Annotated in this window: 19 protein-coding genes and 1 pseudogene; 16 read left to right on the forward strand and 4 right to left on the reverse strand. The window is 37.1% G+C overall.

Annotated elements, in window-relative coordinates; genetic code table 11:
* Position 1 precedes the first annotated feature (1 nt).
* Entirely contained in the window at positions 2-745 is a 744-nt protein-coding gene (locus IV512_RS16600) for a hypothetical protein (RefSeq protein WP_209405381.1), read from the reverse strand.
* Positions 746-997: 252 nt separating this feature from the next.
* On the opposite strand from IV512_RS16600, the gene IV512_RS16605 reads away from it, so the two are divergent.
* Positions 998-3,067, forward strand: coding sequence for a tetratricopeptide repeat protein (locus IV512_RS16605; RefSeq protein ID WP_209405383.1), 2,070 nt, complete (start codon positions 998-1,000; stop codon positions 3,065-3,067).
* Between the two features lie 6 nt (positions 3,068-3,073).
* A complete protein-coding gene (locus IV512_RS16610) occupies positions 3,074-3,820 on the forward strand; it encodes a LytTR family DNA-binding domain-containing protein (protein ID WP_209405384.1) in 747 nt (248 codons plus the stop codon).
* Between the two features lie 64 nt (positions 3,821-3,884).
* On the opposite strand, the gene IV512_RS16615 is transcribed toward IV512_RS16610, so the two are convergent.
* The gene (locus IV512_RS16615; protein ID WP_209405386.1) at positions 3,885-4,757 is read right to left on the reverse strand and encodes a hydroxypyruvate isomerase family protein; all 873 of its coding nucleotides are present in this window, start codon (positions 4,755-4,757) and stop codon (positions 3,885-3,887) included.
* A gap of 47 nt (positions 4,758-4,804) precedes the next feature.
* On the opposite strand from IV512_RS16615, the gene IV512_RS16620 reads away from it, so the two are divergent.
* The 3 genes from IV512_RS16620 (at position 4,805) to yidC (ending at position 8,684) form a co-directional block, all read left to right on the forward strand.
* Positions 4,805-5,047 carry a DUF3820 family protein gene (locus IV512_RS16620; RefSeq protein WP_100871384.1) on the forward strand — a complete coding sequence of 81 codons (243 nt, stop codon included), beginning with the start codon at positions 4,805-4,807 and terminating at the stop codon, positions 5,045-5,047.
* Positions 5,048-5,096: 49 nt separating this feature from the next.
* A complete protein-coding gene (locus IV512_RS16625; protein ID WP_209405388.1) occupies positions 5,097-6,734 on the forward strand; it encodes a CTP synthase in 1,638 nt (545 codons plus the stop codon).
* A 96-nt stretch (positions 6,735-6,830) separates the two neighbouring features.
* Entirely contained in the window at positions 6,831-8,684 is a 1,854-nt protein-coding gene (gene yidC / locus IV512_RS16630; protein WP_209405390.1) for a membrane protein insertase YidC, read from the forward strand.
* A 296-nt stretch (positions 8,685-8,980) separates the two neighbouring features.
* Here yidC and IV512_RS16635 read toward each other — a convergent pair whose 3' ends face one another.
* A complete protein-coding gene (locus IV512_RS16635) occupies positions 8,981-10,390 on the reverse strand; it encodes a fasciclin domain-containing protein (RefSeq protein WP_209405392.1) in 1,410 nt (469 codons plus the stop codon).
* A gap of 392 nt (positions 10,391-10,782) precedes the next feature.
* On the opposite strand from IV512_RS16635, the gene IV512_RS16640 reads away from it, so the two are divergent.
* The 5 genes from IV512_RS16640 (at position 10,783) to IV512_RS16660 (ending at position 16,076) form a co-directional block, all read left to right on the forward strand.
* Entirely contained in the window at positions 10,783-11,346 is a 564-nt protein-coding gene (locus IV512_RS16640; protein ID WP_209405394.1) for a hypothetical protein, read from the forward strand.
* A gap of 547 nt (positions 11,347-11,893) precedes the next feature.
* Positions 11,894-12,772 carry an NAD(P)H-binding protein gene (locus IV512_RS16645; RefSeq protein WP_209405396.1) on the forward strand — a complete coding sequence of 293 codons (879 nt, stop codon included), beginning with the start codon at positions 11,894-11,896 and terminating at the stop codon, positions 12,770-12,772.
* Positions 12,773-12,780: 8 nt separating this feature from the next.
* Positions 12,781-13,695 (forward strand): AraC family transcriptional regulator, encoded by a 915-nt coding sequence (locus tag IV512_RS16650; protein ID WP_209405398.1) that lies wholly within the window; start codon positions 12,781-12,783, stop codon positions 13,693-13,695.
* 744 nt (positions 13,696-14,439) lie between these two features.
* A complete protein-coding gene (locus tag IV512_RS16655) occupies positions 14,440-15,006 on the forward strand; it encodes a Crp/Fnr family transcriptional regulator (RefSeq protein WP_209405400.1) in 567 nt (188 codons plus the stop codon).
* Between the two features lie 146 nt (positions 15,007-15,152).
* On the forward strand, positions 15,153-16,076 hold the full coding sequence (locus IV512_RS16660) for an SDR family NAD(P)-dependent oxidoreductase (protein ID WP_209405402.1): 924 nt from the start codon (positions 15,153-15,155) through the stop codon (positions 16,074-16,076).
* 148 nt (positions 16,077-16,224) lie between these two features.
* Here the strand turns inward: IV512_RS16660 and IV512_RS16665 are convergent.
* Positions 16,225-16,535 (reverse strand): annotated as a pseudogene (locus IV512_RS16665) (transposase); the annotation flags it as partial.
* 147 nt (positions 16,536-16,682) lie between these two features.
* Between IV512_RS16665 and IV512_RS16670 the strand changes: the two are divergent.
* From IV512_RS16670 to IV512_RS16695, 6 genes are all read left to right on the forward strand, one after another.
* On the forward strand, positions 16,683-17,015 hold the full coding sequence (locus tag IV512_RS16670) for a metalloregulator ArsR/SmtB family transcription factor (RefSeq protein WP_100871393.1): 333 nt from the start codon (positions 16,683-16,685) through the stop codon (positions 17,013-17,015).
* A gap of 19 nt (positions 17,016-17,034) precedes the next feature.
* Positions 17,035-17,985, forward strand: coding sequence for an SRPBCC domain-containing protein (locus IV512_RS16675; protein WP_371743310.1), 951 nt, complete (start codon positions 17,035-17,037; stop codon positions 17,983-17,985).
* Positions 17,985-18,362 carry a DoxX family protein gene (locus tag IV512_RS16680; protein WP_209405406.1) on the forward strand — a complete coding sequence of 126 codons (378 nt, stop codon included), beginning with the start codon at positions 17,985-17,987 and terminating at the stop codon, positions 18,360-18,362. Before IV512_RS16675 ends, IV512_RS16680 begins: the two co-directional genes overlap by 1 nt.
* 222 nt (positions 18,363-18,584) lie before the next feature.
* Complete coding sequence (locus tag IV512_RS16685) at positions 18,585-20,345, forward strand: CocE/NonD family hydrolase (RefSeq protein WP_209405408.1); 1,761 nt, start codon at positions 18,585-18,587, stop codon at positions 20,343-20,345.
* 150 nt (positions 20,346-20,495) lie between these two features.
* Positions 20,496-21,782 (forward strand): ectonucleotide pyrophosphatase/phosphodiesterase, encoded by a 1,287-nt coding sequence (locus IV512_RS16690; protein ID WP_245224899.1) that lies wholly within the window; start codon positions 20,496-20,498, stop codon positions 21,780-21,782.
* 334 nt (positions 21,783-22,116) lie between these two features.
* Positions 22,117-22,650, forward strand: a complete 534-nt coding sequence (locus IV512_RS16695; protein ID WP_209405410.1) for a nuclear transport factor 2 family protein — start codon at positions 22,117-22,119, stop codon at positions 22,648-22,650.
* The last annotated feature ends 141 nt before the right edge of the window (positions 22,651-22,791 follow it).

A 22,791-nucleotide genomic window follows, 5' to 3' on the forward strand; every position in this document is an offset into this window, starting at 1 on the left:
GTTATTTATGTTGAATTTGCAGAGGAATATCCGTAAATATACCCTCGGTTACTAAATACTCCAATCCGGTTTCTTCATCAATGGCGGTATAATTAAATATGCCGGATATTATTTGTTTGTCGTAGTCAATTTTGTTGATTTTTAAATAAACTTCTTCATTGGTGTCGGTCATTAATGGTTCTACACCCCAATTTTCTTCGTCATAATGATTTACGCTGCCTTGTATGCCCTCATCAAATAAATTATCTTGATCATGAATTGTGCTATACTCCGTACCAACAAGAAATTTATCTAAATCGAGAAATGATATAAACAATGAAATAGTGAATCCCTTTTCTGGTTTATATCGAGTAATTTTAAATCCAATCAGATAAAAGAATACATACTCTGTGTCGGGGTAATTTTCTATTACGGCCTTAACTTGTATAATTTCAGAAATTAAATCTGTAGCCTCATAGTTGTTGGTCTCAAAATCTTCACCATTAATTTTGGCAGTCATTTTACCAGTTACGGTAACCTCGTCTTCATCATTATCAGATTCATCCGTTTCTTCGTTTGAGCTATCATTTTGGTTTTCTTCTCCTTCACTTTCTTGATCATGGTCATCTGATTTTGAGTCTACGATTTCCTCTCCAAAAACATCTTCAAGATGATTTTCTACAGCACTTTTAGAGCAAGCAGATAGAAGTATAAGTAGAAAAATAAGATTTCTTGTAAGAAGAAGAAATGGTTTTAGACATTTCATGGTTTATGGGTTAGGGTTGGTCGAATGAAAGTACTTCTAAAAAATCGCTCGACCCATATCTATTTATTGAATGGGATATATGGTTGATAACCGTAACACTTGCATTATGGAACGTTAAATCGTACCATTTTTGATTTACATTGGGGACAGAAATTCAGATAACTTTAATAATCTTTAACGGATTATAGTTTTCTGTAGTGGGAATAGTTAAATTTATACTCCCCCGATTAAATAGACACAATTCTTTTGCGTATGAAATTTAGTTGGGTTCCCCTGATTTTATTGATATCATTCCAGACTTTTTCCCAACAACGGCAAATAGATTCCATTAGGCAAGTCTTAGATCTTCATTCCCAAGAAGACTCGTTAAGATTATCTCTACTAAACGAGTTGGCTTATCTTCATTATTCAATAGATCCTGAAGCAGGGCTGAAAATAGGCGATAGTGCCTTGGCATTGGCTTCTCTTTTGAAAGATTCTACAGGTCTGGCCACGGCCTATTCTTATAAGGGTCATAACTATAGTGCTTTAGGAGTAGATTCGATGGCCTTGGAAATGTACGATATCGCGCTAAACCTCAAAAGATTAAAAAAGGATAGAGTAGGTGAGGCACGCCTAATTTATAATAAAGGTCTAGTGTATTTCAATCAATCGGATTATCGTAGAGCGAACGACTGTAATAAAAGGGCATACGAGGTGTTCAAGGTTGAAAAGGATAGTTTTTTAATGGCGAAAATGTTGAACAGTATGGGGATTAACCATATGTACCTTTCGCAATATACACAGTCACTAGACTCTTATTTAGAAGCCAAGAATATTTATGAAGATCTACAACTAACTGATGATTTGGAGTATGTGAACATCAATTCGAATATAGGATTATTATATGCGCACCTTGAGAAATTCGAGTTGTCGGAAGAATTTCAAAAATATGCCTTAGCAGGATATAAAAAGCAAGGTTTTAAGGTCGGTGAGGCCAATGCCCTTACGAATTTGGGGCGTTTGAAAACGGAAAATGGTAAAGAAAAAGAAGCCATAGCACTCTACGAAAATGCTTTCAAGATTATGGAAGAAATTCATGACCGCAGAGGTCAGGCCAGTGCTCTTACTAATATTGGCATAGCCCATGTATCGCTTAAATCATTCAAAGAGGCTATATCTTTTTTTAAAAGAACCCAAAAAATTTATGAGAACCTGAACAATCACAATAACCTTGCAATTGTTCATCAGAATCTAGGGGATTGTTATCTTAATTTAGAAGGTACTTTAAATCTTGAGCAGGCTGAAAAGCACTATAGGGCCTCTTTAGAATACGCGCTAGAAGTTCACAATTTAAGTTTGCAATACAATGCTTTTGAAGGGCTTTCAGAAGTGCAAAAAGCTAAGGGTGATTTTGAAGATGCCTTAGAAAGCAAATCAATGGCAATTGTGGTTCGAGATAGTTTCAATTCTACGGAAAAGAGAGAAGAGATAGCTCGTTTAGAGGCTGAATATAAGTATGAGGGGGAGAAGGCTTCACTACAGGCCGATTTTGAAAAAAAACAGGCTCTATCTATAGCTGAGGTAAGGCAACAGCGATTGATCAATAAATTAATTCTGTTCAGTGCCTTGATTTTTTTACTGACCGCTTTGGTCGCATTTATTCTATATAAGAAACGTAGTGATGCCGTAGCCGAAAAGAAATTGGCTGAATTTAAGGCCAAGGTCGCAGAAACTGAATTAAAGGCCTTACGCTCACAGATGAATCCACATTTTATTTTTAATTCGTTAAATTCTATTAGGGAATATATGGCTACGAATGATAAGAATAGGGCTGAAACCTATTTATTAAAGTTTGCAAAATTGACAAGGGCCATTCTAGAAAATTCAGAAAAAAAATGGATAACCCTAAAGCAAGATTTGGAACTCATGAAAATTTATATCGATATCGAGGCCATGCGCTTGAACCATTCTTTAGAGTATTCAATTCTAGTAGATGATGAGGTAGATGCAGAAAATACCTTGGTGCCCCCAATGCTATTGCAACCTTTTATCGAAAATAGTATTTGGCATGGTATTGCCAAGAAAAACAATAATGGCAGGGTCGATATTAAGGTAAAGGCCGATGGTGATTTCTTGATATGTTCGGTAGATGATGATGGCGTGGGCCGCCAAAAGAAAATCGATACCATAAAGACCAATAATTCAATGGGTTTAAAAATAACCAAGAATAGACTAGAGATTATGAATCAATTAAAGAATAAAAACGGCAGTTTTCAAGTGCATGATAAAGAGTTCGGTACTCGAGTAGAGGTGAAATTGCCTTTAGAACTTCAATTTTAGATTTATATGTTGAAAGCAATTATTGTAGATGATGAGCAACATTGCATTGAAGCTCTCGAAAGATTAATACTTCAGAATAAGGTAAATATCGATTTAAAGGCTTCTGTTTCAGAGGTGGAGGAAGCAATAAAAGCTATCGAACTTTATGATCCAGATGTGGTTTTTTTAGATGTACACCTTAGAGATGGCACTGGTTTTGATTTGTTGAGGCAACTTGGGCATATCGACTTTTATATCGTTTTTACGACAGCTTATGAAGAGTATGCGGTCAATGCCTTTAAATATTCGGCCTTTGATTATTTGTTAAAGCCAATCGATCCCGAAGAATTTCAAGAAACTATTAATAGACTACATGAAAAAAGAAATGAAGAAAGTCACTCTAAACGGTTAGAAGTGCTGTTTCATAATTTTCAAAGCAAGTTTGAAGGAATTAAAAAAATTGCCATCCCCACTATAAGAGATTATACTTTTTTGAATATACCAGATATCGTTAGATGTGAATCTGATGGCAATTACACCAAGATATTTTCATTAAAGGGTAGAAAGCTCACCTCTACGAGAACCCTGAAATACTTTGAAGATTTTCTAGGTGATATTCAGTTCTTTCGAATTCATAAATCTCATTATGTTAACTTGACCCATGTAGAAAAATATATAAAAGGAAAGGGTGGGTATGTAGTTATGTCTGACGGAACAACTCTGGAAGTGGCGGTAAGACGAAAAGAAGAATTCTTGAAAAGACTGAGCTATTAACGTCAAATTTAATACTCTATAAAACTCAAGAAATTCTTCTTTTCATGCTTGATCCAATATTGTTCTAAACATCACAAATAGTAACCCCTTCTTTTAGGGCAGCTATCTTATCGTCCCAAGTGGGAATAAATTCTTGGGCCACGTAACCCTTAAAGCCAGTATCTAAAATGGCTTTCATTATGGCTGGGTAAAATAACTCTTGGGTATCATTAATTTCGTTACGACCGGGGTTACCGCCCGTGTGGTAGTGACCGAAGTATTGATGATAGTCTTGTATATTTCTGATGATATCACCTTCCATAATTTGCATATGGTAAATATCATAGAGCAGTTTAAAGTTATCGGAGCCTATTTGCTTACAAAGTTCTACGCCCCAAGCACTGGTATCGCACATGTAGTCGGCGTGGTCTACTTTAGAGTTCAATAGTTCCATTTGTATAACAACACCATGTTTCTCGGCATCTGGCATGATTTGTTTGAGGCCTTCAGCACAGTTTTTGAGTCCGACTTCATCATCCATGCCATTGCGGTTTCCGCTAAAACAGATTAGGTTGGTGTAACCCGCTTCGGCTACTAGGGGTATTACCCTTTTGTAATCGGCTATAAGTTCTTCATGTAGTTTAGGGTCGTTCCATCCTTCGAGAATTCCTTTTCCCGCACCCCAGCACATTGAGGCGTGAATGCCATATTTTTTCATGATAGGCCAATCTTCAGGGCCGGTAAGGTCCATCGCCTTTATACCGAGTTCATTGAGATTCTTGAGAAATTCTTCCATCGGAATCTTACTATAGCACCATCTGCAAACACTATGATTAATGTTTCCCTTTAACTTTTCGGTAGTTTCATCAGAGGTGGTCGCCATAGCATTTGTACTTTTGCATGCGACGAGACCAACTGATGCTGCAGCGGAGGTACTAATGAATTTTCTTCGTTCCATATTCTATAAATGTTAAACTTTTTAAAGATATATATTTAGTTTTAATAATGGATGTATCCCCGGATAAACAAAAACTAATTGAACTGGCGCACTATAAAATGCCCTTCGGAAAGTTCAAGAACAGATATTTGGTCGACCTACCCGAACCTTACTTGGTCTGGTTCAAACAAAACGGATTTCCTGATGGAAAGTTAGGATTTTTACTGCAATCGATGTTGGAAATAAAGGTAAACGGACTAGAGCCTTTGGTGAGAAAAATTCAAAAAGATTTTCCACGCCATAAACTGTGATATCTTTAGGCAATTTGTATCTTTGTGCCCCGTAACAAAGAACCCCATTATGTCTCAGACAAAGTATATTTTCGTTACGGGAGGTGTTACTTCTTCTCTAGGGAAAGGTATTATAGCCGCATCGCTCGCCAAATTGCTACAGGCTCGTGGCTACAAGACCACCATTCAAAAACTGGATCCGTATATCAACGTAGACCCTGGTACTCTAAACCCGTACGAACACGGCGAATGCTATGTTACCGACGATGGTGCCGAAACAGATCTCGACCTTGGTCATTACGAACGGTTTCTTAATGTGAGGACTTCACAGGCCAATAATGTAACTACAGGTAGAATTTACCAAAGCGTAATCGAAAAAGAACGCCGTGGTGAGTTTTTGGGCAAGACCGTGCAAGTAGTGCCCCATATTACCAATGAAATAAAAGAACGTGTTCAGGTTTTGGGCAATAGCGGTGAATATGATATCGTTATTACCGAAATCGGGGGTACCGTGGGTGATATCGAGTCGCTACCCTATATTGAAGCGGTAAGACAGTTACTTTGGGAGCTTGGTGAAAACAATGCAATTGTAATTCATTTGACCTTGGTTCCATTTTTATCTGCTGCCGGTGAACTAAAGACCAAGCCAACACAGCACTCCGTAAAAACTCTAATGGAAAGTGGTATCAAGGCCGATATTTTGGTCTGCCGTACCGAGCATCAAATTTCAGATGAGATAAAAGATAAACTGGCACTTTTCTGTAACGTTAAGCGCGAAGCGGTCATACAATCGATAGATGCCTCGACCATTTACGATGTGCCTATTTTGATGCAAGAAGAAGGGTTAGATAAGGTAGTGCTACAAAAATTAGCTTTGCCTAATATATCTGAACCTAACCTAACACGGTGGAGCCAATTCTTAGAAAAACATAAAAACCCGCAACATGAAGTTTCTATCGGTCTTGTGGGTAAGTATGTCGAGTTGCAAGATTCGTACAAGTCGATTCTTGAATCGTTCATTCACGCAGGTGCTGCCAACGAGGTCAGAGTGAATATCAGATCAATTCACTCAGAACACTTGTCCGATAGTAATTTGCAGAACAAGCTTAAAGGTTTAGATGGCATTTTGGTCGCCCCTGGGTTTGGAGAAAGGGGTATCGAGGGTAAAGTGAATGCGGTTCGTTATGCCCGTGAAAACGGGATTCCGTTTTTAGGTATTTGTTTGGGCATGCAAATGGCGGTGATCGAGTATGCCAGAAATGTACTTGGGTTGAAAGATGCCAATTCTACCGAAATGAACGGTAATTCTGAAAATCCGGTCATTAATTTGATGGAAGAGCAAAAGAACATCACCAATAAAGGCGGTACCATGCGTTTGGGCGCTTGGGACTGTGAACTTGAAGATGGCAGTTTGGCGAAAGAAGTTTATGATGGGGCCACTGAAATATCAGAGCGGCATCGTCACCGCTATGAGTTCAATAATGAGTATAAATCTACTTTAGAAAATGCCGGTCTCAAAGCAACGGGTATCAATAAAGCCACAGGTTTGGTCGAGATAGTCGAATTGGCGAACCACCCTTGGTTTGTCGGTGTTCAGTACCACCCTGAATATAAGAGCACCGTGGCAAACCCACACCCCCTGTTTGTCAGCTTTATAAAAGCGGCTCTGGCATACAAAAAGAAACAAACTAATGCCACTATGGCATAAACATGGTTTTTGGGCATATATTTGCAGATTGCCACTCACAAACCAATACATAGTTGTAAGCCTTTTTCAATCAGAGGCTTAAGTAATTAAATTTCAATGGAAGAAAAAAAGTTTGATATCAACTCCATCATCGGCTTCGTGCTGATTTTTGGAATACTAATCTTCATGTTTTATCAAAACAGGCCAACGCCTGAAGAACTTGAAGCACAAAAGGCAGAACAAGAGCGTGTAACGCAAGAGGAGGAGGCCAATACCCTTCAGAGTAATGATAGCCCTGAAGAAGCAACTATCAATTTGCAAGATTCTACGGCCGTAGCCAATTATAAGAATAAGCTCGGGGCATTTGGTTTTACCCAGCCGAACGATAAAATCACCAAGTTAGAAAATGATTTGGTGTCGCTTGAAATTAGTAACAAGGGCGGTCAAATCGTAGAGGCGCGTATGAAGCAATTTCATACCTATGATTCCATTCCGGTGTATTTGGTCAAAGATGGCAATGCCGCATTCGGCTTGAATTTCACGACCTCGGATAATAGGGTTTTGAATACCAAAGACCTTTATTTTGAACCTTCACTGACCGAAAGCAACGGTAACCAAGTACTTTCGATGAAAGCTAAGGCGGGGCCTAGTTCTTTTCTTGAGTATCGATACGAAATGAAAGAAGACGATTATCTCGTTGATTTTACCATACGTTCCCAGGGTCTTAACGGTGTAATTGATGGCAGTAGGCCCGTAGAGCTAGAATGGTCTCTTAAAGGCTTTCGTCATGATCAGAGTGTAGAGTACGAAAATCGCTATACCGAGCTGACTTATAATTACGAAGATGATAAAATCGATTATTTGTCGGTTAGCAGTGATGATGAAGAAACAGAAGAAGACGTCAAATGGCTTTCTTATAAACAGCATTTTTTCAGCTCTATTCTGGCCACTAACAAAGGTAACTTTAAAACTGTTGATTTCAGTTCAAAAAATTTGGTCGAAGAAGAGAGTAAAGAGACCAAGTATACCAAGTCGTTCCGTTCGGTAATACCTCTAGAAGTAGTAGGTGGTGAATTGGTGCAAAATATGCATTGGTATTATGGCCCTACTGATATCAAGGTTTTAGAGCAGTACGAAGAATTAGGGCTTGACGATTCAATTTCCTTCGGATGGGGTATTTTCGGTTGGTTGAACCGTTACGTGTTCACACCTTTCTATACCTTTCTAAGTTCGTTCTTGCCCTTTGGTCTCGCAATTGTGGTCATGACTATTTTAGTTAGGTTGGCCATGTCTCCCGCTACGTACAAGTCGTATTTGTCACAGGCAAAGATGAAAGTTTTGAGACCTGAAATCAACGAGCTGAACGAAAAGTATAAAGACAATGCCATGAAAAAGCAGCAAGAGACCATGAAGCTGTATGGTAAAGCGGGTGTAAGCCCTATGAGCGGTTGTGTGCCAGCTGTTTTACAGATGCCTATTTTCTACGCCTTGTTTATGTTTTTCCCAACCTCTTTTGCCTTAAGACAAAAATCGTTCTTATGGGCCGAAGATCTTTCATCATACGATACCATTGCTGAGTTGCCTTTCAGTATACCGTTTTATGGTGACCACATCAGTCTTTTCCCGATTTTGGCTTCTGTGGCTATATTCTTTTATATGACGATGACTACCGGGCAGAACATGCCACAACAGCCGGGTATGCCCAACATGAAGTTTATCATGTATTTAATGCCGGTAATGATGTTATTTTTCTTTAATAACTATGCGAGTGGCTTGAGTTTATATTATTTTGTCTCAAACCTGATTACCATTGGTATTATGTTGGTCATTAAGAACTTTATACTTGATAACGATAAGATTCATGCTCAAATTCAAGAGAATAAGAAAAAGCCAAAAAAGGAGAATAAGTTCCAGAAGAAAATGAGGGAGATGATGGAAGAAGCGGAACGTCAAAAAAAGACAGGTAAATAATAAATTAAAGTAGCGTTTAATACAAAAGTAAAAACCCCGATAATTTCTTGTCGGGGTTTTTTAGCATTAGTTAGGTTGGTTTGGTAAGATTTGGGACCGTAAAGATGCGACACAAGAAGGCTATAAAAAAAAGAGAGTTGTCAAGAGCATTAATTTGTATGCTAACTCAGAATAATTAGTGGTTAGCATTTAAGTGATTCGTTGCAAGCCATTTTAGAGAACGGTTTTATACCTAGTAAGATGCAACAAGGCCGCTCAAATTAGCGGCCTTGTTCATACTATAATTGTAGTGGGAATTAATTCTCTGTATTCGGAATCAGAACCATATCTATGGCATGTACAACTCCATTGATGGCTTGTACAATTGCCTTGACAATAGCAGTGCCCATATTTCCGGCACCGTCAGTTATGGTAAAAGATCCATCAGTCTCTGTAAAGCTTACCGTATCGCCCTCTAAAGTTGCAGGAGACACCAGGCCGTCACTTAAATCTCCTGATACAATATTCGCTTCGGCAATCACGTGGTGGTTCAATACCGCTGTTAAAGTTTCGCCTTCAGGCACTTCATCCAAAGCTTCAAATGCACTATTAATCGGTGCGAATACGGTGAAAGGTGTATTGTCGGTGGTAGAACTCAATACCGATACAAAGTCGGGCTGGCCTTCGGCGGTAAGTGCGCCTACTAAGCTCGAGAAATTTTCACTATCGGCTACCGCAAAAGTGACCACTGTAGGCAGGTCGATTACGGTATCAACAGCATGAATGATACCATTGGTAGTTACCACATCGCTTATAATTACGCTACTTTGTCCGTTCAATTGTACACCATCGTCAACATTTACGTAGATACTTAAATTATCTCCGTCTTCATTGGTCGCTGCAGTATTGGCGTACATGTTCGATAAATCAGCTGCTGCTAACGATGAACCGGCAATTACGTGATTGGCCAATATCATATTCAAATCGTTAGAATTAGAGTTTTCAAAAGATGTGAATGCTTCGTTTGTAGGAGCGAATACCGTAAACATCTGCTCGCCATCACTTAATAAATCGGTAAAAGTGGTATTATCCTCCATAGTAAGGGCACTCACTAGTTCTGAGAAGTTGGCATTGTAAACGGCATGGTCAACAATGTTAGGTAAGCCTATTACTTGATCGACAATATGAACTACTCCGTTAGAAGCATCAACATCTGCGGTGGCTACGGTAGCACCGTTTATTTTTACGCCGTCTGTAGTATCGACATAAAGGCTGATATTCATCTCATTTACTCCGGCAGTGGACAATGAACTTACGTAGGTCGTCGATAAATCACCGGACATAAGGTCGCCCGATACCACGTGGTTTAATAATACCTGTTCTAGTACATCATCAGGTATGTCTTCTAACGAGCCAAAATTGTTATCTGCCAGAAAGGCCTCAAAGGCTGCGTTTGTAGGAGCAAAAACTGTAAACGGACCATCACCTTGCAAGGTTTCGACCAATTCAGCTTCTGTAAGCGCATCGACCAAGATGCTCAAATCTGCCGTAGCAACGGCTAAATCAACAATTGTTGATTGTTGTTCTTCTACTTCTTCCTGTTCTTCCATTTCTTCTTCCATTTCAGGATTGTTGATGGTTACGCCATTGTCGTCATCACTACAAGAGACCACAAAGAACAAGAGAAGGGCGAACGGGATCATGAATTTAATTGTGCTGAGTTTCATAATATTTCAATTATTAGTTAATAGTTTATAGAAAGCATTTCATTATAAAACGATTTTACTACGTATTTGAGTTAGCAATTTAGATGCACTTACAAAAAGTGTTTAACTTATTTGAAAAAAAGTTGAACATTTTTAAAACGAGAATATAGGAGAAGTGTTATAATTGTGCTTTTGATCCTCACAGTTTTGTGCAATCTTTAAGTAGGTTTTATGCTTAAATTTAATACGTGCTAAAGTTGTCTGTTATCACCAGTCATCTCAAATGAAATAATATATAGCTGAAGAGCACAGTTAGCTAATTCATATATCAAATTTGAATGATATAACACCAATACGCTTAAATAATATTGGGTTGTAAATAATTATGTGTTGGCTCCCATAGTATAGTACAGATGAATAGTAGAAATAAAGATATATTAGTAGGTGGCATATTTTTAACTCTGACAATTACGTTCATTGTGATTTCAATGACCTACAAACCTTTCTTTGATTGGGTTTTTGAACGACACCATAACCAATGGAGTTGGTATCTAAGACCATTATTTTTACTTCCATTTTGCTATTTCGCTTATAAGAAAAGCTTTGCTGGAATGATGCTCTCCATTTTTGCCTTATTCACAAGTATGTTTTGGTTTCCAAAGCCCGAAATTGTGAGTAAAAACGTAATAGATTTTTTAGAATTTGAGAAAGAGTATCTCCACGGCGAATGGAACTTGAGCAAAATACTACTGTCCTTCACAATTCCTATTTCATTTATTGCTTTAGGATTGGCTTTTTGGAAACGAAGTTTAATAATGAGCATTGCAGTAGTACTTCTTATGGCAACAGGTAAAATGGTGTGGAGTATTCAAAATGCGGGTGAGTCAGGAAAATCAATATTGATACCAGCAATTCTTGGCTTATTGATTTGTTGTGGTCTAATTTTCTATGGATTTAAAAGGTTGGAAAAAAAATAATTAAATTCCAATACTGTATATAGCAAATAAGGCTTTAAGTGATTTTTGAAAGTATAGTGCTCTCTATAAACACCACCTAGTCGTTAGATTACCCCATTGGGAAATATTTAAAAATTTATCCCTTAAGGATGAATAATTTAAAACAAAATAGAGCGCTTGGCTACGAGCACATACGGAAACGAAAATGTTTCCTTACTGCCCTACTTGCTATCGCCGCGCTATGCCAGATTGCAATGGCTTTAGGGTAAGGGACCATCATATTTTTATCACCTTCAGGCGCCATCGAGGAAAACTGTACATATCAACAGCTATATGCAATATGGTGTGCTTATTTGTATTTTTCCTTTTGACGTACCTTGTCGGTACGACAAACAAAAATAAAAACGCACGACTACATATAGCCCTGCGTTATGCGTAAGCTGAAAAAAATCCGTGGTTAACAACTGACATAATAAAACTATCTGATTTGGCTTGTGAAAAGCCTAATTTGACTACATAAAAATATAAGTGTTATTTGAACTTTGTGGCTCACAAAAAACGTAATCAAATGAAAATAACGCTTACAAGTTCATTAGGAAATATCGGAAAAAGACTTGCTGAAAACCTAATCAAAAAAGGTCACGAAGTAACAATTATAAGTCACTCAGTAAATCGAAAAACGGAAATTGAAAGTATTAATGGGATACCGCAAATAGGCTCTTTACTTGATTTGGACTTTTTAGTTTCTACTTTTTCTGGTGCAGATGCTGTTTTCTTAATGAATCCACCTGACTACACACAACCTGATATTCGTGAATATTACAGACAAACAAGTGCTAATTTTGCAAAAGCGATTGAAAAAACAGGAGTTTACAGAGTTGTACTTTTAAGTAGTTTTGGAGGACATTTAAATTATGGAACAGGTCCAATATTAGGTTCTCATTTTTCTGAAGAAATCATTAAACAAATACCGAAAATAAGTCTGACGATTTTAAGACCAACCTATTTTTACTATAATCTCAATAACTATATTGATATGATAAAATACACAGGTCAAATTTTAGCCAATTACGGTACTACTAAATTCCCACTTGTATCGCCAAAAGACATTGCAGAGGTGGCAACTTACGAATTGGAAAGTAGTAAAAGTAACTTATTTAGATATATAGCAAGTTCGGAACACACAGGACAGGAAATTGCTACGGCGTTAGGTCAAAAAATTGGAAAACCAGATTTGAAGTGGACAATTGTGTCAGACGAAGACATAAAAAAAGGAATGGAACAGAATGGAATACCTACTAATATAGCCAGTCTGTTTACTGAAATGTATCGCAGTCTAGAGAATGGTCGTCTGACTGAAAACTACGACAACAATAAACCTGCAAAAATGGGTGATCAGAGTCTTTTGGACTTTGGGAGTGAATTTGCCACTTTGTTCAATAAATAAAGTCGTAAATGTCAAAAAAAATTGTTCATATCAATAGTATTAGCGCATACCATAAAGTCAATAATCTCTCCAGCCCACAACATCCCTTAGTGAGCGTGATTAATTTTGAGGATATTAAACACAAAGCTGGTACTTCTATAAATTTAACTCACGGTTTTTATTGCATCGCATTGAAACGTTTGTACGCAGGTAAAATGAGATATGGACAACAAGAGTATGACTTTGACGAAGGCGTTCTGGCATTTGTAGCACCAAATCAAGTTATGTCTATTGAAGTCGAAAATGCAAACGAACTACACCATTCTGGATGGTTACTTATATTCCATCCAGATTTTTTGTGGAATACAGCTTTGGTTAACAAAATTAAAAATTATGACTTTTTTGAATACCAGCTAAACGAGGCATTGCATCTTTCCGAAAAAGAGGAAAAAATGCTTATTCGGATTATGGAAGATATCTATCAGGAGTACAACTCAATTATTGATAACTTTAGTCAAGACGTAATTATTTCCCATTTAGAGCTTTTACTAACGTATTCAAAACGGTTTTATCAACGTCAATTTATTACGCGCAAAAAGTCTAACCACAAAATTTTGGAACAATTTGAATTTACTTTAAATGATTTCTTAAAAGATGAAGTGTTAAAACTTTATGGCTTACCGACAGTTGAAAAAATAGCTAATCAATTGAATCTATCCCCAAATTACTTAACAAGGCTTTTAAAAACAATCGCAGGAAAAAGCACACAGTCTTTTATACACGAAAAAATAATAAAACTGGCAAAGGAAAAACTATCAACTACAGAACTGTCCGTTAATGAAATAGCATACGAATTAGGATTTGAACATCCACAATCTTTTGGAAAATTATTCAAAAAAAAAACAGAAATGACACCATTAGAGTTTAGAAAAAGCTATAATTGAATTTGGTTGAAAAAACTGAACATGTTAAGCCAGCGCATAACAACGGCTCCTATGAAAAGCCCTAGTCCAGTTCTCCAAAGTTAATATTTAATTTTTTAATTACCTCATAATGTTGTTTTTGGGGTGTTGAACCGTTGATAATTCCGATAGGATTATCAATCATTCAACACCTATATAACTTGCTCCGCATCCTATTTGCGATACACCTGTTTTATTAGGGTTTACCGGCATCTGTATAATCATAAATTATAATAGACCTGATCACTTGCTATAAAGATGTGATTTCAACTTATCGAATCACCCACGTTGTTTTGTGGTACGGGTCTCACTACTATTCTGTGAGCTTTGTTATTGTTCCTTGATCTTTGTCCTATTCCAATACACCTATAGCGTAAGGCGTTCCCGCCCTTTGCGATTCCGTGAATCACCACTTCGATAAACTCAGCACAGGCTTCGGGCCTTGTCAGATTACATGGGCCGTAGGATAAGTGGACTATTTTCCGGAACCGCTGTCATGGCTCAACTACTCGACATATCAACCGCTATATGCAATCTGGTGTGCTTCTTTGTATTTTACTTTTTTATGTACCTTGTCGGTACGACAAACTAAAATAAAAACGCACGACTACACATAGCCCTGCGTTACCTACCAGAAAACCGTACAAATAATATAATACGAAAATCAATCAACCTTTTTGCCATTTGACAAATTCCCAATAAAATGCAATGACAACCTTTGTGACTATGGACAAATTAATAAACTACCTGTTGGAATTTGGGCAGTTAAATCAACAGCAAATTGACTTGATAAAGGGAAAAATACAGGTATTGGAGTTGAAAAAGGGCGATTACTTTTCCGAAGCAGGAAAAATACCAAAACAAGTAGCTTTTATTGAAGAAGGTATTTTACGGGTATGTTACTATAACAGCCAAGGGGATGAAATCACCAAATACTTTATTGATGAAAACAATTTTGCAGTGGACATAAACAGCTTCAATCAAAAAATTCCCTCTTCAGAATATGTACAGGCTGTAACAGATTGTACACTACTAGTATTTTCTACAGAATCACTCAACGATTTGTCAGCTACTATTATTCAATGGGACGGTATTATAAATAAAATAACCGAAAAAGCATTGGTTGAAAAGGTAAATAAACTAAGCCCCATGCTAGCCGAAGATGCTACAACTAGGTATCTAAATTTTATTGAAAAGTTTCCGAGTTTAGCCAACAGAATTCCGCTTTCCTATCTCGCTTCTTATTTAGGAATCACGCAATCATCGTTAAGCAGGATTCGAAAAAGCATCTGAAAAGAGGACCGAAGGCTTTCGGTACGAATTCCATGTAACCCTAAAATGAATTAAATATACATGAATTCATTATTTGCCAAATGGCAAAAGTTTTTGCTTTTGAAGTGCTGAGCTTTGCTTCATCATTTTAATAGAAAACAAAAAATATGGATTCAATTATTATTACAGGTGCAACCAGTGGAATTGGCTTTGAGTGTGCTTTACAAATGGCCCGGATGGCCAAAAACGAACAAATTATCATTGCTGCCAGAAACATGAATGCAGGGCAAGAAGTAAGGGAAAAAATAAAGGCCCAAACAGGACATAAAGACTTAAAATGTTTGGAATTGGATTTGGCTTCTTTAGCATCTATCCGAAAGTTCTCTGAATCTTTTGCCAAAGAAAAAAACAACTCCATTTCTATTTTGATAAATAATGCAGGAGTACAAAATATTGGCGAAACACAATATACGGCAGATGGATTTGAGCAAACATTTGGTGTAAATCATTTAGGTGCATTTGCCTTGACGATGCAATTACTTCCTTTTATGAAAAATGACGGGCACATAACATTTACATCTAGCGAAACACACGACCCAGCACTTAAAACTCCAATAGAACCCCCAATGTATACCAGTGTTCAAGAGCTTGCTTTCCCAAAAGAAACTTCCGAAAAAACGAACACAGTTGGACAAAGGAGGTATTCTACTTCAAAATTGTGTAACATAATGACCACTTATGAATTACAAGAGCAATTAAAAAGCACAAACATTAGGGTAAATGCCTATGACCCAGGATTAACACCAGGTACAGGGCTCGCCAGAACTTACACACCTGTTATGCGATTTTTATGGAAAAACGTATTCCCTATTTTGACCCTATTAAAAAGCAATATCCATACACCGGCTCAAGCAGGAAGAAATTTAGCAAAACTTGCTTATTCTGAAAAGCACAAAAACTTAAAGGGAATTTATTTCTCGGATGGGAAAGTTGTTAAAACATCTATTGATTCTTATAACAAGGTTTTTCAAAAAGACCTGTGGAAGGGGAGCCTTGAACTTACAAAAACCAAATTTAACAAAAAAATATAAAGGAATTTCTGAAAAAAATGGTAGCAGGTAACAAAGAACTGAGGTAAAAAGCAAACAAATTCTTCTTTGATCTGAAACCATACTTTTCTAGGCCCATAGATTCTAAAATCGGTTTCTTTGAGCTTTTTTCATTCGATTCATCTTCTATTTATCCAGGCAATACGGAAACATAAGTTTCGTCATAGGGCCTTCCGGACTTTGCAATGGCAAAGGACTGTTTAAGCAGTTTGTTGGCCACTGCTATCAATGCCAATTTCTTGCCCTTCCCCATGTTCACAATCCGCTCATAGACCTCCCTGCATGCCCTTTTGTGCCTGCAGCGTTAAAGGAATATAGAAACAATAGATTGCGGAGCTTTCTATTGCAGACCTTGCTTATCCGGGCTCTACCTCTTACACTGCTCCCCGACTCACGTATCGTTGGGGTTATACCGACATAACTACACAGCTGAGATGCCGACCTTGCCATAGCCAATGCCGTTAACACCAAATAAGAACACCCCTCCAAAAAATACATGCGTTCTACTTAATTTAACATCCCTAAAAAAATAAAACTACTTGCGTAGTTAAATGGCTTCATATATATTTGTAGTCAAATAACTTCATAATGAAATTAAGAAGAGACATATTTCAGGCAATTTCCGATCCGACAAGACGAGCGATACTCGTTCTATTAACTTCACAAGCCATGACTGCAGGGGCAATTGCAGAGAATTTTGATGCAGCACGACCTACCATTTCAAAGCACATTCAAATTTTGAACGAGTGCGAACTGGTTGAAGCTACCCCACAAGGGCGAGAAATATATTATGAGCTGAAAATCGAAAAAATGAAAGAAATAGATAAATGGTTGGAACAGTTCAGAAAAATTTGGGAAGATCGATTCGACCAACTTGACAATTTATTATTAAAACTTAAAAACAATAAAAATGAAAAGTAATCTGCAATTCGACTTTACTGTGAACAAAAAAAACAACACGGTTCATGTTCAACGTGAGTTTGACGCAAGTCTTGAATTGGTTTGGGAAGCATGGACAAATCCGGAAATACTCGACCAATGGTGGGCACCAAAACCCTATCAAACTAAAACCAAATCAATGGATTTTAGAGAAGGCGGCAGTTGGCTTTACCAAATGTATAACACACAAAGTGAAAAACAACAAGAATGTCATTGGTGTAAAAATGACTATCTCAAAATTGTCAATCAATCAATGTTTTCGGGCTTAGACGCATTTTGTGATGAAAATGGAACAGTTAACCAAGAGATGCCCAGAACACAATGGACAAATGTCTTCACGGAAAATGTTGATACAACACTGGTAACGATTACAGCAACCTATGAAAGTCTTTCAGACCTAGAGAAAATTATTGAAATGGGCTTTAAAGAAGGATTTACAATGGCAATGGAAAATCTTGACCAATATTTAGAAGCGCAATTTCAATTAAGAAAACAAAATAAGCCCAACAACAAATCTAGGGTAACCACTTATTTAAATTTTTCTGGAAACACAGAAGAGGCATTTATTTTCTACAAATCAGTTTTTAAAACTAATTTTATAGGTAATGGCATTCAACGTTTCGGTGATATCCCTGCTGATGCAGCATATCCACCAGTTTCAAATGTCATCAAGAACATGGTACTACACGTAGAGCTTCCCATTCTTGGTGGACACATTTTGATGGGAACAGATGCCCCGAAAGAAATGGGTTTTACGCTCAAACAAGGAAACAACATGCACATTTGTCTTGAACCCGAAACAAGAGAAGAAGCAGACAGACTTTTTAATGAACTCTCTGTTGAAGGCAATGTTACTATGCCAATGGCAGATATGTTTTTTGGCTCTTATTTTGGAGAATTTTCCGATAAATATGGTATTAACTGGATGATTAACTATCAAAACAAAAACTAATGAAAAAGACAATAATTTTTATTGTAAGCCTGCTTTTTGGACTTATGTTCATAAACGCAGGGCTAAATAAGTTTCTAAATTACATGCCAATGCCTGATGACCTGCCCGAGAAAATGATTAAGGTAATGACCGCATTTATGGAAATAAACTGGCTTATGCCATTGGTTGGTTTTGTTGAGATTCTTGGCGGAATATTATTTATTGTTCCGAAAACAAGAGCGCTGGGTGCAATTGTGATTTTTCCAATAATGATAGGCATACTTCTAACAAACATTTTTTATGCACCCAGTGGATTACCTATCGCTATACTATTGCTTTTAATTGATATTTGGGTAATGTATGAGAATAGAGGTAAATATTTATCATTGGTGAAATAAAAACTACTGATGACACCGTGTATAAACGTTGCTAGTAATTGCAAAAATGAGAGGTCGGTACTTGTTTACAAAAATCGCCAAATTTTCAAATTTCGCTTTTCGAATAGAAAAGTAAAAACAAAAAATAAAAATTCAGTTTGTGTTCATCTGAAAAGTAACTGCTTATTTTCGGCGCTACGTTTCATACAAAAACCGCAATGCCCAATCTAATCCAATCAGAATATGACAGCTAAAAGATTTTTATTTATACTCTTTTTTGTTTCAGTAAATCAATTCGGTTTCTCTCAAGCAAATAATGTTGAGTCTTACTACGTGCCTGCTGTCAATGGAACCAAGTTGGCTATCGATGTTTACTTCCCAGATAATTATAAAAATAGAAAACTTCCTGTGCTCTTTGAATTTACCCGATACTGGAGGGGCAAAGAAGACCCGAAAACAGGAACGCCAATTGCTTCACTCGGAAAAGTTGACAAGAACTTTCTTGACCATGATTACATCCTCGCAAAAGTTGATGTCAGGGGAACAGGTGCTTCATATGGAGTTCGGACAGGAGAATACACGCCTACAGAAGTTAAAGATGCTTGGTACATTGTTGATTGGGTCGTGAACCAACCATGGTCTAATGGTAAAGTCGGTGCCTATGGCACCTCTTACTCTGGTACAACGGCCGAACTTTTATGTGCTATCCAACACCCAGCCATTAAAGCGGTTATACCTGGGTGGTCAGATTTTGACGTATATGAAAGCCCAAGTCGACCCTATGGAATGCTTGCCACAAGTTTTATAGCGGCATGGAGTCAATATGTTAATTGGTTGGACCAAAATTCCGTGGAGAATCTCGGTGCTAGTGTGAGGCGTGTGGGTGAAGATTTTCCAATAGATGCAATCAAAGAACATAAAAACAACCCAATTGTATTAGAAGCCCTGACTGCAGCACCATACAAAGATTCCAAATTTGGGGATTTTAAATTCGAAGAACTTGACCCCGTGCATTGGAAAAAGGAAATTTCAGAATCAAATGTACCCATGCTCGTTCTTACAAGTTGGTTGGACGCTGGTACGGCAGAGGGTACTTTATTGCGATTGCAACATTTTGATAATCCGCAGAAAGTAGTCATGATGCCAACTTCACATGGCGGAGGTTCTCATGCCAGCCCTTTTATTGTTTCCGATAAAATGGTAGATCCTGTTCCTTCGGCTAATGAACAACTTAAACTTCGATTGGACTTCTTTGACCATTACCTAAAAGAAAAAGACAAAGGAGTAGAGGATTGGCCGACCATTAAGTACTATAATTTTGGAGAAGAATCGTTTAAACAATCTGATATTTGGCCGCCCGAGAACCAAGAAAGAATTAAATACTATTTAAATGCCGACGGAAAATTAGATAATTTAGAACCTGATGAACCTCAGGGTATGGATAAATATCTGGTTGACTTTTCGGTAAGTACGGGCACAAACAATAGATGGACAACCCAAATGGGAAAACCAATTCTTAACCTTGATAATCGCAATGCTGCCGATTCTTTAATGCTAACGTATACGACCACACCTCTTAAAGAATCGCTTCAAATCACAGGAACACCGGTAATTTCTCTTAGTCTGTCGTCTACACACCAAGAAGGGGGCATTTTTGTCTACTTAGAAGATGTTGACCCAGATGGAAAAAGCAGATATATCACAGAAGGAGGGCTTTTGCTCGAACACCGAAAATTAGCTAAAAATGATATGTTGGATAAGATACCGTATCATTCATTTAAGAAGTCGGATGCATCACCTATGCCCATTGATGAAATTGAAGAAGTTAGCTTTAAATTGCATCCAACATCTATTCTCATCAAGAAAGGACATGCTATAAGAATTGCGCTTGCTGGAGCGGATAAGGATACGTTTAACAAAGTTCCGACCGAAGGAATACCAACTTTGAGTATTTATAGGAATAAAACATACCTATCATTTTTAGAATTACCAATAATTAAATAAAACATGTGCATAATGCCGTATAAAATTAGTTGCCAGTACGAGCCTTCTTTGGAACTTGCTGCGGATTTTCAAAGTTGGTGTGTACTTGCAAGGTTGAGTGCTAAACCACTAGCCAAAGCCGTTACCTACAACCTCTAAAGATCAACCGAGTTGATAAAACGAAAAGTATTTGTTACATCAGTTTTTATTATTGGAACGATTTTATTGATTTCTTGTAATAAAAAAATAGTAAGTCCGTCTCATTTCAATGCGAAAACAGACTCAAAAACTGCCCGAAAAAAGCCTTATTTAATCTTAATTTCCCTTGATGGTTTGAGATGGGATTATGTGGAAAAATATCAGCCTCCAAATTTGAGTGCCTTCATTAAAAATGGTGTTAAGGCAGAATCATTGATACCCTCGTTTCCAACCAAAACATTTCCAAACCATTATACCATTGCTACTGGGCTTTATCCTGACAGGCATGGGATCATAGGAAATATATTTTATGATTATAAGAAAGACACGCTTTTTAATAAAAGAAGTCCGGGAATGGCAGAAGATGGAAGCTTTTATGGAGGTTCACCGATTTGGGTAGAGGCAAATAAGGCAAATATTGTAACTGCCAGTTATTTCTTTGTAGGTACAGAAGCAGCTATTCAAGGAATACGACCTACATACTATTATACATTTGATAGTAGCGTCACAAATGATGAAAAAGTCGACCAAGCAATACATTGGTTGAACTTGAAAGAGAAATCCAGACCACATTTTATTACATTATATTTTGGTGATATGGATAAAGTTGGACACGATTACGGTACTAATGATGACGAGAAACTGAAAACGGCATTGTTTGAATTAGATAAGAATTTAGGCGATTTATTTGAAGCAATTTCGGAAACCGGTCTTCCTGTAAATATGATGATAGTCTCTGATCATGGCATGGGAAACCAGTCTACCAACAAAATAATACCAATAGATGCTATCGAAAACGATGACTTGTTCATGACAATTGAAAATGGTACTATAGTAAATATTCATCCGAAAAAAGATGTTGAAATAGATTCTGTACTACAGTATTTAAAAAATAAGGAAACTAATTTCAAAGCTTATAAAACTGAAAATGTACCAGGTTTTGAGTACATCCCAAAAAATAAAAACTGGGGTGCAATACAGTTAATCCCGGATTACGGTTATCATTTTTGGAATCAAAAACGCAAAGACGCTCTTATCGAAGAGGGTGTTACAACCTTTGGAGTTCATGGTTATGATAGCAAATACAAAGAAATGCATGGGATATTTTATGCTAATGGACCTGCCTTTAAAAATGGTTATGAAATACCTTCGATAAAAAACATTCATCTCTATCCATTAATGTGTAGGATATTACGAATAGAAATCCCAAAATTAATTGATGGAGATATAAATCAAATCGAAAGCGTTTTGAAAGAATAATATACAAACAAGAAGAGTAAATAAGGGCAGCAGGTAACACAAACTAAATACAAAATGGGCTGAGTTTTTAAACACATCGTTTCCGTATTTTGCGGAGCATTTAGCCAAGCATAAAATAATATTTTTAGGCATTTTATAATAGGAACACCATGTTAATCTAAATCATTAAAATTCAATTATTTATGATATTTTTAATTTAAGTCTAAAAAATTTAATAGTTTAGATATTTTAATAAAGCAAGTTAGTTCCCCTAGTATTTGTTGGCAGATACATTATTCCCCCATTTGTTGTAAAATAACCAATTGAGTAGAATAATAACCAATACCTATATATTATGAGAACAATTAAGAAGATTATGCTTTTTACGCTTGCTGCACTTTTCACTCCGTCAATCTTTAGCGCACAAGAAATTTCAGCTACTATGGAGTTCGAGAACGCCGAAACCAATGTGGCCACCGTATCGAATTACGTAAATGCACTTCAAAACGAAGATCTGCAAACTATGGTAGCACAATTAGCAGATGATGCAAAAATCTATGGATTAACTGGAGGTTTTTCAAACGAAATGAACCCCACACAGTTATCTGAATATTATAAGGAAAGTTTCGCAACCACTAAACATACGATTGACAAAAACACCTCATATGCACCCATAAAAGTAACTGGTGGAATAAACGAGGGCGAGTGGGTCATGGTTTGGACTACCGATACCATTAGCCATAAAGAAACAGGTCAAGAGATTGCGATACCCGCCCAGGTAACCTGTTTTTTAAAAAATGGTAAAATTGCGATGATGGCCCATTATTACGATCAATTGAATGTGATGACGTCTATGGGCTACACACTACAACCCCCTTCGGGGAAATAAATAAACTTTTCCTATTTATTTTTAAACCCAGAAATTTTTTCTGGGTTTTGCTTTTAACATATGATCGTCTGCACGGTCTTTAACAGATTTTACAAAGGTAAAATTAGCAGGAAAACTGGCCATAGCACCGGTAACCGTTGC

It is taken from the genome of Pseudozobellia sp. WGM2 (genome assembly GCF_017810075.1).
Classification (GTDB): domain Bacteria; phylum Bacteroidota; class Bacteroidia; order Flavobacteriales; family Flavobacteriaceae; genus JADNYK01.